Source organism: Aromatoleum toluclasticum ATCC 700605 (assembly GCF_000378245.1).
GTDB classification, from domain to species: Bacteria; Pseudomonadota; Gammaproteobacteria; order Burkholderiales; family Rhodocyclaceae; genus Aromatoleum; species Aromatoleum toluclasticum.
Window position 1 is genome coordinate 1 of record NZ_KB899504.1, and the last position, 13,059, is coordinate 13,059.

Below are 13,059 nucleotides of genomic sequence, written 5' to 3' on the forward strand. Positions count from 1 at the left end.
CAGGGCCATCGCACTTATCCGTCATGAGCCGGCGTAATCCCGAGCATCGCCATCCTGTATCCGTCATCCCAGGAGGCCAATTTGCGTTTCTTGCTGAGGCTGATCTTGCCGAAGGAGGCCGTCGCGGTCTCTGCCTTGAGGAGATTGAGCACGATGCGTTTCAGACGCGAGAGGTTGTCGGCGGCGTGATCCTTGCGCACGGTGGCAGCGTCCTCGCGGAAATTCACGTCGAGCATCCAGTGCACGCGGTTCTCGATGCCCCAGTGCGCGCGCACGGCAGAAGCGAAGGCTTGCGCCGAGAGCATGCGGGAGCTGATGTAGTAGCGGCGTTCCGGCGCCGATTCCTTGTCGCCGACCTTGCGCAGCGATTCAACCATGCCCAGCATGCGGCAGCCGGGCCAGCGTGCGGTGTCCACGTCGCCCGCGTTGGGCGCGACCCAGAACCCTTGCCAGACGAAGCGGCCGTGGGATTGCTCGGTGCACTGGGCATATTGCCCGGCCTGTTCCATTGCTTGACGCTGGGCGAGGCCGAAGCGCTCGTGCAGCAGGCTCTGCAGGCCCGGCTGGTTGCCTTTGACGGCCAGCAGGTAGTCGGCCTTCTTCTCCAGAATCTTCGCGGCGATCTCGCTCTGGCAGCCCATCGCGTCGAGGCTGACCAGGTAGCCCTTGATCAGCAGGGCGTCGAGCAACTCGGGAATGGCGCTGATCTCGTTGCTCTTGCCATCGACTTTCTGCTGCCCCAGCACGAGGCCGCATTCCGTGGCAAATGCGCTGACCATATGGATGGGTCCGTTCTGACCGTCGCCCGAGCCGCGCACGGTCTTGCCATCGACGGCGAGCGTGCCGCTGCCCACCGCCGCCGGGACGATCCCGCCCACCCAGCGTCGGAAGGCGTCTTCGAAGGTGCGTGGATCGAGAATGCGGAACACCCGGTTGAAGGTGTCGTGGGACGGGATGCCGCCCGCGAGTTTCAGAAAGCGCTTGAGCCAAGCCTCCTTGTGCTCGGCCCAAAACGCCATCTCTTCGAAGCTGTTCATGTCGCACAGCACTGCACAGACGGCGATCGCCAGGATCTCCTGCAGGTCATGGCGACACGCATAGCCCGCTCGGCGCGGATCTTCGATTTGGGCAAGGCAACTCATCAAAGGCATCGGCGCCGGCGCTTCCATTCGCATCGTCCAAAGGACGAGAGTAGACGCCTTTTGCGTGAGGTCCACAAGACGTCTGCGCAAGTGCTTGAGCGTGAACGACTTTCAATGGCGACGGATGCAATTTGGATTCACAGGGAGGGCCAATGACAATTAAGTGCAATGGCCCTGCTCTGACGAGGGACTGTCCCGTGACGAACCAGGAGGTCATTTTACGATGAAGGCATCAAATGGAAAGGGTTTCGAGCGCAGCTACGCGCTGCATCTGCAGCACCTCAAGCTCAAGGGGCTACAGCCGAAGACGATCGACGCCTATGCGCGTGCGATTCGCCGGATCGGCGAGTATTTCGATGGCCGCATCGACGCGCTGACCGAACAGCAGCTGACCGACTATTTTACGGAGCTGGTGGCCTCGCACTCGTGGAGCACGGTCAAGCTGGATCTCTACGGGCTGAAGTTCTACTACGCGCATGTCCTCAAGAAACCCTGGGTGGCGCCGGGTCTGATCAAGCCGCCGAAGAGCCAGCGCCTGCCGGACATCGTCACGGTCGAGGAGGCCCGGCGGCTGTTCGCCGCCACCCGCGTGGTGAGTTACCGGGTGTTCTACTTCACGCTCTACAGCCTGGGGCTGCGCCTCGGCGAAGGCCTGCGGCTGCAGGTGGGCGATATCGATGCGGCACGCGGACGCGTGCACATCCGCGACGCGAAAGGCAACCGGGATCGTTTCGTGCCGCTGCCGCACGCGACCCATCAACTGTTGCGCCGCTTCTGGCAAGTGCATCGTAACCCGGTGCTGCTGTTTCCCAATCGCCACGGTGGCCTGAAGGGGGCGGCCAGCGCCACCACGCCGATGGATGCGGGCGGGGTGCAGGCGACGCTGCACAAGGTGGTCGAAGCCTGCGGTCTAAAAAAAAGATCACCCCGCACTGCTTGCGCCATGCCTATGCGACTCACCTGATCGAGGCCGGCGTCGATCTGATCGAGGTGCAGAAATTCCTCGGCCATCACTCCATCCTCACCACCGCCCGCTATACCCACCTCACCGACCAGACCAGGCATCACGCCCTCGACCGGATCAACGGCCTGATGGACGGCTTCGGCGTCACCTGGGGGCAGGTCAAATGATCCGCCTCGCGAGCGTCATCGACACCTTCGAGGCGGACTTCCGCGCACAGTACCGCGAGCGCTTGCGGCCCGAGCACTACCGGGCGCTCGCGGCGATGAAACACTGTCGCACGCAGGCGAGCCCCACGATGCAGGTTCATTGCACGCAATGCGACCACCAGAAGCGGGTGCCGCATTCCTGCGGCCATCGCCACTGCCCGCACTGCCAACACCACGAAAGCCAGCAATGGCTGGAACGGCAGATGAAGAAGCAGGTGCCGGCCGAGTACTTTCTGCTGACCTTCACGCTGCCCGCCGAATTCCGGCCGCTGACCTTTGCGCACCCGCGCGTCGTCTACGAGCTGATGCTGCGCTGTGGCTGGGAGACGGTGCGCACCTTCAGCCACAACGACCGGCAGTTGCAGGGCACGCCCGGCGCCATTGCAGTCTTGCATACCAACACGCGGCGGCTGGACTTTCACCCGCACGTCCATCTCGTCATGCCGGCGGCCGCGGTCGACGGGATGCGCCGGCAATGGCGAACCAAACGGCGCGGCAAGGTCAAGGGCGGCTATCTCTTCAACCACAAGGCGCTGGCCAGGGTCTTCCGGGCGAAGATGCTCTCGGCCATCGAAGCCGCCGGCTTGGCGCTGCCCGGCCGTTACCCGAAAGACTGGGTGGTGGACTGCAAATCCGTCGGCAGCGGCGAGAAGGCCCTCATCTACCTCGGGCGCTATCTTTACCGCGGCGTCATCCGCGAGACGGATATCGTCGCCTGCGGCGACGGCGAGGTGAGCTTCCGTTATCGCAACGCCAAGACCGGGCGCATGGAACTGCGCACCGTATCCGGTGCGCAGTTCCTGTGGCTGGTGCTGCAGCATGTGCTGCCCAAGGGGTTCCGGCGCGCGCGCAACTTCGGCTTTCTCCATCCCAACTGCAAGCGCCTGATCGCCTTGTTGCAGGTGCTGCTGAAGTTCGCGCCGGGCCCGTCGACGGCCTGGGTCAAGGAACGGGCACCGATCCTGTGTACCTGCTGCGGGGCGGCGATGGTGATCGTCAAAACGCGGATCCGGGCGGGGGGCGGCGGGACGATCCCGGTGCCGAGTGCCGCGCCGGGGGCGCACTGACCATGTGAGCGAACCACCCTTCGGTCGATCAGGGAAATCGGTGCCCGCAAGCCGAGGCACCGCCTTGTCCGACATCGGCATAAAATCCCCCAAAAACACCGACATCGCACCACGGCTGCCGTCCTGGCAGCCCTGAAACAGACGCTCAGGCGCGCGTCCCCCCCGGTCACACGTCAAACCGGAGTCATTCCAATATATATATTTTCTGTGAGGCCCGAGCGGCGCTCAGGGACCGGGCTCGTCCAACAAACGGTTCAGATCGTGGCTCGCTGCGCGATCACGATCTAACCTTAGTCGTTGGGATCGACCGGATTAGTCGTTGTTGCCGTCGATGTCTGGCGACTCACTCGAACCGAGGGCGAGCAGCGATTCCTTGACCGAGATGAGCATGCGGATCAACTCGTTGCGGTCGCTGTCGCTGTCGCTCAGGCTTGCGAGGGATCTGCTCGTTGAAGTCGCTCTCGGTCTTGACCAGCTTCTCCAGCAGCTGGTGCGAGCTGCGCGACAGGAATACCCGCTTCATGCGGCGGTCGGCAGCATCCGGGCGGCGTTCGATGAGGATTTAATGGTTTTCGCGCTCGACATTCCTTTGCACGCATTTCTTGCCTTCCTGTCTTCGTCGGCGTAGGGATAGGTGCAACCAAGATGTTGTACGACTAAATACGGTTCTGTAACTGTGGGACTTGGCCGCTACCCCATTGTTGAAGTCGGTGCGGGGGGGCTGCGGTCTTCGGTAGCTTTGACTGAAGGCCGGGACTTGAAAGGTGCAACTTCGAGACTGAAGAGAAAGTTCTTGACATTAATCGTAGGCAACAGGACGATATGCCTTGTGTGAGATTCAAGCCATTGACCTTCGCCGGAGAAATGTATGACCAAAGAAGAGCCACGCGCTGCCCTGCGCCCCGCGTTGGAACCGATCCACGATTCACGCCATCGCCTGCGGGCTGATGCCCTGGCACGGGAGTCGCTGGTCTTCATGCTGCAACTGCCGGAAGCCGGGATCGCCGCCTTCGTGTACACATGGGTCAATGGCCTCGGGAAGGCAGGTTCGGCATTCGTCGTATATGGCCCCGCAGTCGGCGAAACGGTCACGGATCTTGTCGATGGCTTGCCGGTGAGCGATGGGCAGGGCTTCGACGACTGGCAGGTCGGCAAGGTGACGGTGCGCCACGGCAAGCCTTTCGAGTCCGCGCAGGTCATCGTCGCGCCCGGGGGACGGGCCTCCCTCGAATACAACTTCGAGGCCGTGCACGCACCCTACAACTACGGCAGTCACCGCGACGGGTGCCCGGGCTGGGTCGCCGACGACCGCATTGAGCAGAGCGGCCGCGTGCGCGGCGTCCTGACACTCGACGGCCGGCCCATCCCTTTCGACACGATGGGCCATCGCGATCATTCCTGGGGTACGCGGGACTGGTACTTCTCGCAGCACTGGAAGTGGCTCGAGGCCCAGGCCGGCCCGGACGTCGTAGTGCACTTCTGGGAGGTCGAGGCGCTTGGTCGGACGATTCTGCGCGGCTATGTGCTGCGGGATGGGAGGATGGCGGAGGTCAAGGGAGTCGACGTGAGCTTCGAGCACGACGCTCGCCTCGCCCATACCGCCGTCGTCGCGGATGTGCGGGACGAGCTCGGGCGTGCGACGCGGGTCGAGGGCAAGACTTTCGCGCTCTATCCCTTCGTGGTGAGTCCGCATGTCATGTTGAATGAAGGCTCAATGAGCGTGACGATCGAAGGCACCCCCGGCGTCGGCCACGTCGAAATGTGTTGGCCGAGCGCCTATCTCGAGCATGTGTCCGCCCGCGACATCACTGCGGGCTCTCCTGTCGTTCGCGGGTTGCCCTGAACGGCCATTGTCCGGTCTTCCTGAATCGCCCGGGTTTCCTAGACACCCTTTTGCCTCACAATGAGGTGTCATGGAGGTGTCGATGGAAACGAAGAAGGCGCAGCCGCGCTTCACCGAAGAGTTCAAGATCGAAGCGGTCAAGCAGGTGACCGAACGGGGGCATCCGGTTGCCCAGGTTTCCGTACGGCTCGGCGTGAGCACCTATAGCCTTTACACCTGGATCAAGCGCTATTCCGTTCCTGCGGAGCAGCGCGCCCAGCACGACAGCCAGGCCGACGAGATCCGGTGCCTGAAGGCCGGGCTGCGGCGCGTCACCGAGGAGCGCGACATCCTAAAAAGGGATATGACCGGGATGAGGGGAAAAACTGTACATATCGCCGGTAACTTGTTGATCTACTGTAAGTTCCTGTAACGTGCCAACGGTCGCAATTCTCCGTTACCCTTACGTGCTGGCACGGATACCGGAGGATCAGGATGGCGTCACTGGAGCGCACCGCATACCCGCTGTTTCTGGGCTGCTACTCACCCGCTGACCTGCAACAGTTTTTTACCCTGCAGGAGGAGGAAATCGACTGGGTGAAGTCGGTCGGCCGTTCTGCCGGGACCCGGCTCGGACTGGCCGTCCTGCTCAAGGTTTTTCAGCACTTGCGTTACTTTCCTGGCCTCGAGAAGGTACCGTCCGAGGTCGTCACGCACATCCGGTATGCGATGGGATTCGGTGACACGATACGGATCGAATACCCCGTCGAACGCACCTTCTTCCGGCACAAGGCCATGGTGCTGGCCTATCTCAAAGTCAAACCCTTCCACGGCCTCGATGCGATGCGCAACGCTGAGGGCTTTGCCCGCAATGCAGCTGAGCTCATGGACCAGCGTGTCGACATCATCAACGCGATGATCGATGGCCTGCTCCAAGCGCGTTACGAGCTCCCCGCGTTCTCGACACTGGACGATTTGGCAGAGAAGACCCACGCTGCTGTCCAGAACCGGGTGTTCGGTACGGTATTCCTTCGTATCACCCCCCGACAACTGGAGGCCTTACAGACGCTGCTGGTCACGGACAAACTGGAATGCCGCCAAAGCGAATATAACGAGCTCAAGAAATCCGCTAAACGCCCTACCCGCAAGCATCTCGAAATGCTGGTGGAGCATCTGGAATGGCTGGACACGATCGCGGCGGGGGATGACGTCCTTGCAGGCATCCCCGACTCGAAGATCCGCCATTTCGCCGCACAGGCTATGGCCTATGACGTATCCGAGTTGCGTGAGTGTGCCGAGGCCAAGCGCTACACCCTGCTGTTGGCGCTGATCCGGCGCATGCAGGTCCGCGCGCGGGATCAATTGGCCGAGATGTTCCTGCGCCGCGTGGCCACGATTCACAAGCGAGCGAAGGAAGAACTGGAACAGATCCAGTTCGGGCAACGCGGTCAGATCGAGCGCCTGATCGGCACGCTGGATGGCGTGCTCTCCATCCTCGCCGCCGAACCGGACAATGCGGCAGCCGGCGCTCAGATCCGCGAATACCTTGCGCCCGCGGGCGGCATCAACGGGGTCCGCGAGACCTGTGCCAGGGTGCAGGCCACCAGCGGCAACAACTACCTGCCGCTCGTGTGGAAGCACTTCAAGAGTCATCGTTCCATCCTGTTCCGGCTCGTGCACGTGCTCGACATCCGCCCCACCACCCAGGATCGGACGCTGATCGATGCGTTGGCACTCATCAAGATCTATCAGGACAAGCACCGCATCGAGTGGATTACGGAGGGTATTGACCTGTCCTTCGCCTCGGACCGCTGGCGCAAGCTTCTGCGCGAGGGCGACGGCGACGGTTTTGGTCTAGGTGTGAGTCGGCGCAACCTCGAAATCTGTGTATTCTCCTGCCTCGCCGAGGAGTTGCGCTCCGGCGATCTCAGCGTCGTCGGCTCCGAAGAATTCGCTGATTACCGCGATCAGTTGCTGTCCTGGGAGGAATGCCAGGAGCTCTTGCCCGCCTACTGCGAGAAGATCGGCCTGCCGCAGGATGCTGCGTCCTTTGCCGGCAGTCTCCGCAACTGGCTCGGCGACACCGCTCAGCATCTGGATGAGAAATTTCCCGAGTGTCGTGGTGACGTGGCCCTGACCGCCGCCGGAGAGCCGGTGTTGCGCAAGCCAATTGCTCGCGAAATTCCGCCGTCCGCCGTGTCGCTGCAGAACGCGCTGACGCAGCGCATGCCGGCGCGGCACATTCTGGACGTCCTCGCCAACATCGAGCACTGGATGGAGTTTACGCGACACTTCGGACCGCTGTCGGGCAACATGGCCAAGCTCAAGCAGCCCGCCGAGCGCTACCTGCTGACGATCTTCGCCATGGGCTGCAACCTCGGACCGACCCAGGCCGCGCGTCATCTGGGCAACAGCGGGATCACGCCGCACATGCTGTCCTTCGTCAATCGACGCCACCTCTCGCTGGAGAGCCTGGAAACGGCCCAGCGCGAGCTCAACGAGGTGTATCTGCGACTGGATCTCCCCAAGATCTGGGGCGACGGCAAGACCGTTGCCGCCGATGGCACGCAGTACGATTTCTACGACGAGAACCTGCTCGCGGGCTACCACTTCCGTTACCGCAAGATGGGCGCCGTCGCCTACCGGCACGTGGCCAACAACTACATCGCGGTGTTCCGTCACTTCATCCCGCCCGGCGTATGGGAAGCGATCTATGTGATCGAGGGACTGCTCAAGGCCGGTCTGTCGGTCGAAGCGGATACCGTGCATGCCGACACCCAGGGCCAGTCGGCCACCGTGTTTGCCTTCACCCACCTGCTGGGTATCAAGCTGATGCCGCGGATCCGGAACTGGAAGAATTTGACATTGTTCCGGCCGGACAAGGCGGTGAAGTACAAGTACATCAACCGGCTGTTCGGCGACAGTGTGGACTGGAACCTCATCGAGCGGCACTGGCAGGATTTGATGCAGGTCGCCTTGTCAATCTACGCCGGCAAGATTTCTTCGGCCACGCTGCTGCGCAAGCTGGGCAGTTACAGCCGCAAGAACCGTCTGTATTTCGCGGCACAGGAACTGGGCAACGTGATCCGCACGGGCTTCCTGCTGGAGTGGATCGGCAGTCGCGAGCTGCGCCAGGAGATCACGGCGAATACCAACAAGATCGAGTCCTACAACGGCTTTGCCAAGTGGTTGTCCTTCGGTGGTGACGTGATCGCGGTGAATGAGCCGGAGGAGCAGCAGAAGCGTCTGCGCTACAACGACCTCGTGGCCTCCGCGCTCATCCTGCAGAACACCGTCGACATGATGCGCACGCTTGGCAACCTCCGGCATGAAGGCTGGCAGATCACGGAAAACGATGTCAGCTTTCTGAGCCCCTACCAGGTCGCGCACGTCAAGCGCTTCGGCGAGTACAGCCTGAAACTCAAACGTAAGCCGGAAGCCTGGATCGCGGACGACACCTTTCAACAAGCGGCCGCGTCGGTGCAGGACATGCGGCGCGCGACGCGCAGAGCCTGACCATGGACATTCCTGAACCCCGCTTTGCGGTCACCCCCTACGGCGATGTCGACGCCGCCGCACTAGAGACCCTGCGGCAAAGCTTTGACACCGCCGCGCTGCTGGAACTCGTCGAGCGGCTGGCGCCGATCGCGCAGCGATTCGAAAAGACCGGTGGTGTTCGCGATGAGCTGCTGCGTCTTCACCGCATGGCGCACACCGTCATCAATGGCGCGAACCTGAGCGAGGCAAGCGCCGACGACCTGTGGGAAGTTGCCGCCGCACTCATCGACGAGTTCCGGCAGATGTCCGATCACTGTCTCGAGATCGCCGAGGCGCTGCAGCCACTGGCCGACCTGGAACCCCATCACGACGCCTGAGCGTCGCCCGACAAGGCGCGTTCGATGCGCTGCCGGCCGAAGGCATCGGCACCGTCGATATAGCGCAGGGCGGACTTCACGTCACGCCAGCCGACGTATTCCATCAGGCTCTTGACGTCCCACCCGTTGTCGTTGGCCCAGTTGGCGAAACCGCGACGCAAGGAGTGGCTGCTGTAGTTGCCGGCCGACAGGAGTCCCGTGCGCTCGAAAATGCTGCGCAGCAGCGGCGTGACGCTGTTGACGTGCAGGCCGTGGACACGGATTCGTCCCCATTGATCGATCCCGCGGAAGACCGGCCCTTCCCCGATCCCGGACAGATCCTTCCAGGCCGTATAGGCCGCCACGGGGCACAGACGCGACAAGGCAGGCACCTTGAAGCTCCGGCCGGCCGCCTGCCGGTCGCCCTTGGTTCGGGGCAGGAAGCAGGTCATGCCCTGGCCGGGCACGAGCTCGACGTCTTGCATCTCCAGGCGGATCAACTCGTCGCTTCGGAACCCGCGCCAGAAACCCAGGAGCAGTAGCGCCTTGTCACGGGTGTGGCGTCGTTGCGCGATCGCTCCCTGGGTCCCGATCGCGTGGTCCAGCCATGTCACGGCGTGGGACAGTTGGCCAATCGGTAGCGGCACCGCCTGACGGGTTTGCGGCGGATGCACGGTTTGAATGCCCTTCATGGTCTGTCGTACCAAGGGGGCCTTGGTAGGATCGGCAAAGCCGTGATCCTGGTGCCAGCGCGACAAGGCCGCGAGGCGCTGGCGCAGGGTGGCGATGGACAGCAACTCGGCGTGCTGGGCCAGATAGCGTGCGATGCTGTCCGCGCTCGCCGGCAGGAAACCACCCCATTCCACCTCGAAGTGCCGCACGGCGGAGGCATAGCTGCGGCGGGTATTGGCGCGCGTTGCCGCCTGGACATAGACATCGACCTCATTCATGGAAGTGTCCTCGAGATGGGTTCGAGTTGTGCCGGCCGGGTGGCAATCTCGCTCATTTTCGGATGCCGCCGTGCGCGCCATGCACGTGGCCGCCACTGACAGGTGCCCCCTGACACGAAGGCTGTGACAACTCGTGCAGGATGCCACAGTGGGCTGCGTCCCGTGCCTCGGGACATTGTTCGCGCAAGCTCTTGAGTTGCCGCTCCAGCGCGCGCAGTTCGCGGATACGGGCTGCGACGTGACCGATGTGCGCGTCGAGCAACGTGTTCACGTCGCCGCAGTTCTCGCCCGGCGCATCCTTGAAGCGCAGCAGGATGCGAATCTCGTCCAACGCCATGTCCAGCGACCGGCAATGGCGGATGAACGACAAACGCTCGGCGTGGATGTCCTCGTAGATGCGGAAATTGCCCTCCGTACGCGCCGGAGCGGCCAGCAACCCTTCGCGCTCGTAGTAGCGGATGGTCTCTACCGGGGTGCCGGTCACCCTTGCCAGTTCACCGATTTTCATCGTGCTTGCCCTCCAGGGCGGGACAAAGGTCGTGCCTCCATTCTAAGCGCTTGACTCTGTAGTGACTACAGATTGTTAAATGACTTCAAGGCCAGACAAGGAAACCAAGCATGAGCAAGTGCAGTGTTGGTAGTTGCGGATGTTCCATCGTGTCGCGGCCGCCGGGTGATTCGTCCCCCGACGGCCCCCACGGGAAGCCATACCGCGTCGACAGCACGGACTGCCCCACCGATGCGGCGCTGGTCCGCAACAATCTTGAACCCCTCGACGGCGTGACGGGACTCGACCTCACCGTGCCCCGGCAAAGGTCGGACGTGAGCGATCGCCCCGAACCGCCGGTCTCGGCCGATGCGGCCTTGCCAGCCAGCGGTGCGCCGGCACAGCGCATCGATGAGATCACTGGTGCCGTGCGCACGACGCTCACGATCGCCGGGATGGACTGCCCGACCGAGGAGGCGTTGATCCGGAACAAGCTCGCCAGCATGCCCGGGGTGGCGGCGCTGGATTTCAACCTTGTTCAGCGTCGCCTGAGCGTGACGCATCGTCCGGAGGCATTGGACGTGGTCCTCGGCGCCCTGAAAGCCATTGGTCTCGAAGCGAAGGTCGAATCCGACGGCACGGAGAGCGCAGCACCGCCGATCAAATCCGCACCGAAGACCCACTGGTGGCCGATGGCGCTGGCCGGAGTCACCGCGACGTTGGCCGAGGCGGTGTATTGGCTCAACGGCGGCGACCACTGGACCGTCCTGGTGCTCGCGCTGGTGTCGATCCTCAGTGGCGGCCTGTCGACCTACAAGAAAGGCTGGATCGCGCTCAGGCACCGCAATCTCAACATCAACGCACTCATGTCGATTGCCGTGACCGGCGCGATGCTCATCGGACACTGGCCGGAAGCGGCCATGGTGATGTTCCTCTTCGCGCTGGCCGAGGTGATCGAAGCGAAATCGCTCGACCGGGCGCGCAATGCGATTCGCGGTCTGATGGAACTCGCGCCCGACACCGCGACCGTGCGCCAGGGCGACGGAAGCTGGCTGGCTGTGCCGGCAAACACGGTGCCGTTGGAGGCCGTGGTGCGGGTGCGCCCCGGCGAGCGGATCGCACTCGATGGCGTGGTGATCAGCGGACGTTCGACGGTCAATCAGGCCCCCATCACTGGCGAGAGCCTGCCGGTGGACAAGGCCGAAGGGGACAGCGTGTTCGCGGGCACCATCAACGAGGCGGGATCGTTCGAATATCGCGTGACGGCCGAGGCGAATCATTCCACCCTGGCCCGCATCATCCACGCCGTCGAATCGGCCCAGGGCAGCCGCGCCCCGACCCAGCGCTTCGTCGACCAGTTCGCCCGGATTTACACGCCGTCCGTGTTCGCCGTCGCGCTGCTGGTGGCCATCGTGCCTCCGCTGGCGTTCGGCGGCGCCTGGATGGACTGGATCTACAAGGCGCTGGTGCTGCTGGTGATTGCCTGTCCGTGCGCACTGGTGATCTCGACGCCGGTCACGATCGTCAGCGGTCTCGCCGCAGCCGCGCGCAAGGGCATTCTGGTCAAGGGCGGCGTCTATCTCGAAGAGGGGCGCAAACTTTCAATACTGGCCCTCGACAAGACCGGCACGATCACGCACGGCAAACCTGCCCAGACGGACTTCATGGTGCTGAGGGGCGACGCAAACCAGGCCCATATCCGGGCGGGCAGTCTCGCCGCACGCTCGGATCATCCCGTCTCGCTGGCGATCGCCCGGGCCGCGACCGAAATGGGGTGGGTGTTGCGCGAGGTGGCCGATTTTGCGGCCATTCCGGGCCGTGGCGTGCGTGGGAGCATTGACGGTCACGTGTACCAGCTCGGCAACCATCGGCTGATCGAGGAACTCGGGCTGTGCTCACCGGAAATTGAAAGGACGCTCGACACGCTCGAGCGCCAGGGCAAGACGGCGGTGCTGTTGACGGACCAGAGCGGAGTGCTGGCCATCTTCGCCGTTGCCGACACGCTGCGCGAGACGAGCCGTCAGGCCATCGCCGATCTGCATTCCCTGGGCGTGAAGACGCTGATACTCACCGGCGACAACGCCCATACGGCCGAAGCGATCGCCCGCACGGTGGGCATTGACGAGGCAAGGGGCAACCTGTTGCCCGACGACAAGCTCAGGACGATCGAATCGCTGCTGACGCACCGGAAGGGAGCCAAGGTCGGCATGGTCGGCGACGGCATCAACGACGCGCCCGCGCTGGCCCGCGCGGACATCGGCTTCGCGATGGGGGCGGCGGGCACGGACGCCGCGATCGAGACCGCGGACGTGGCGCTGATGGACGACGACCTGCGCAAGATCCCGGCCTTCGTGCGCCTGTCGCGCGCCACATCCGACGTGCTAATACAGAACATCGTGGTGGCGCTTGGCATCAAGGCGGCGTTTCTGCTGCTCACCGTGGTCGGGCAGGCTACGATGTGGATGGCAGTATTCGCGGACATGGGGGCGAGTTTGCTGGTCGTGGCAAATGGGCTCCGCTTGTTGCGCCGATAGGGGCGAAAGCGTCCGAAGGTTTTTTTCAGTCGA

9 protein-coding genes and 2 pseudogenes are annotated in these 13,059 nt (G+C 63.3%); 8 read left to right on the plus strand and 3 right to left on the minus strand.

Annotated elements, in window-relative coordinates; all coding sequences use genetic code 11:
• Positions 1-14: 14 nt before the first annotated feature.
• Entirely contained in the window at positions 15-1,142 is a 1,128-nt protein-coding gene (locus F464_RS0119895) for an ISAs1 family transposase (protein ID WP_026296036.1), read from the minus strand.
• Positions 1,143-1,365: 223 nt separating this feature from the next.
• Between F464_RS0119895 and F464_RS0119900 the strand changes: the two are divergent.
• From F464_RS0119900 to tnpC, 7 genes and pseudogenes are all read left to right on the plus strand, one after another.
• A pseudogene (locus F464_RS0119900) lies at positions 1,366-2,273 on the plus strand (tyrosine-type recombinase/integrase).
• Positions 2,270-3,379: an IS91 family transposase gene (locus F464_RS29100; RefSeq protein ID WP_018991614.1), complete on the plus strand. Its 1,110-nt coding sequence runs from the start codon at positions 2,270-2,272 to the stop codon at positions 3,377-3,379. The pseudogene F464_RS0119900 and the gene F464_RS29100 overlap by 4 nt, the downstream one beginning before the upstream one ends.
• Before the next feature lie 373 nt (positions 3,380-3,752).
• On the plus strand, positions 3,753-4,007 hold the full coding sequence (locus tag F464_RS31090; protein WP_157353932.1) for a hypothetical protein: 255 nt from the start codon (positions 3,753-3,755) through the stop codon (positions 4,005-4,007).
• A 240-nt stretch (positions 4,008-4,247) separates the two neighbouring features.
• On the plus strand, positions 4,248-5,222 hold the full coding sequence (locus tag F464_RS0119920; RefSeq protein ID WP_018991616.1) for a DUF7064 domain-containing protein: 975 nt from the start codon (positions 4,248-4,250) through the stop codon (positions 5,220-5,222).
• An 82-nt stretch (positions 5,223-5,304) separates the two neighbouring features.
• Positions 5,305-5,562: pseudogene (locus F464_RS29105) on the plus strand (transposase); the annotation flags it as partial.
• Between the two features lie 134 nt (positions 5,563-5,696).
• On the plus strand, positions 5,697-8,717 hold the full coding sequence (locus F464_RS0119930) for a Tn3 family transposase (protein ID WP_018991618.1): 3,021 nt from the start codon (positions 5,697-5,699) through the stop codon (positions 8,715-8,717).
• 2 nt (positions 8,718-8,719) lie between these two features.
• A complete protein-coding gene (gene tnpC / locus F464_RS0119935) occupies positions 8,720-9,076 on the plus strand; it encodes a Tn3 family transposase post-transcriptional regulator TnpC (protein WP_018991619.1) in 357 nt (118 codons plus the stop codon).
• Here the strand turns inward: tnpC and F464_RS0119940 are convergent.
• The gene (locus F464_RS0119940) at positions 9,064-10,005 is read right to left on the minus strand and encodes a site-specific integrase (RefSeq protein WP_018991620.1); all 942 of its coding nucleotides are present in this window, start codon (positions 10,003-10,005) and stop codon (positions 9,064-9,066) included. The genes tnpC and F464_RS0119940 overlap by 13 nt on opposite strands.
• A 52-nt stretch (positions 10,006-10,057) precedes the next feature.
• On the minus strand, positions 10,058-10,513 hold the full coding sequence (cadR, locus tag F464_RS0119945) for a Cd(II)/Pb(II)-responsive transcriptional regulator (RefSeq protein ID WP_018991621.1): 456 nt from the start codon (positions 10,511-10,513) through the stop codon (positions 10,058-10,060).
• Positions 10,514-10,623: 110 nt separating this feature from the next.
• On the opposite strand from cadR, the gene F464_RS0119950 reads away from it, so the two are divergent.
• The gene (locus F464_RS0119950; protein WP_026296168.1) at positions 10,624-13,026 is read left to right on the plus strand and encodes a heavy metal translocating P-type ATPase; all 2,403 of its coding nucleotides are present in this window, start codon (positions 10,624-10,626) and stop codon (positions 13,024-13,026) included.
• Positions 13,027-13,059: the final 33 nt, after the last annotated feature.

What these genes read in the sequence shown, in the direction of transcription:
- F464_RS0119895 (WP_026296036.1), bottom strand. Translation starts at nt 1,142, where the DNA reads ATGAGTTGCCTTGCCCAAATCGAAGATCCGCGCCGAGCGGGCTATGCG.
- F464_RS29100 (WP_018991614.1), top strand. Translation starts at nt 2,270, where the DNA reads ATGATCCGCCTCGCGAGCGTCATCGACACCTTCGAGGCGGACTTCCGC.
- F464_RS0119920 (WP_018991616.1), top strand. Translation starts at nt 4,248, where the DNA reads ATGACCAAAGAAGAGCCACGCGCTGCCCTGCGCCCCGCGTTGGAACCG.
- F464_RS0119930 (WP_018991618.1), top strand. Translation starts at nt 5,697, where the DNA reads ATGGCGTCACTGGAGCGCACCGCATACCCGCTGTTTCTGGGCTGCTAC.
- tnpC (WP_018991619.1), top strand. Translation starts at nt 8,720, where the DNA reads ATGGACATTCCTGAACCCCGCTTTGCGGTCACCCCCTACGGCGATGTC.
- F464_RS0119940 (WP_018991620.1), bottom strand. Translation starts at nt 10,005, where the DNA reads ATGAATGAGGTCGATGTCTATGTCCAGGCGGCAACGCGCGCCAATACC.
- cadR (WP_018991621.1), bottom strand. Translation starts at nt 10,513, where the DNA reads ATGAAAATCGGTGAACTGGCAAGGGTGACCGGCACCCCGGTAGAGACC.
- F464_RS0119950 (WP_026296168.1), top strand. Translation starts at nt 10,624, where the DNA reads ATGAGCAAGTGCAGTGTTGGTAGTTGCGGATGTTCCATCGTGTCGCGG.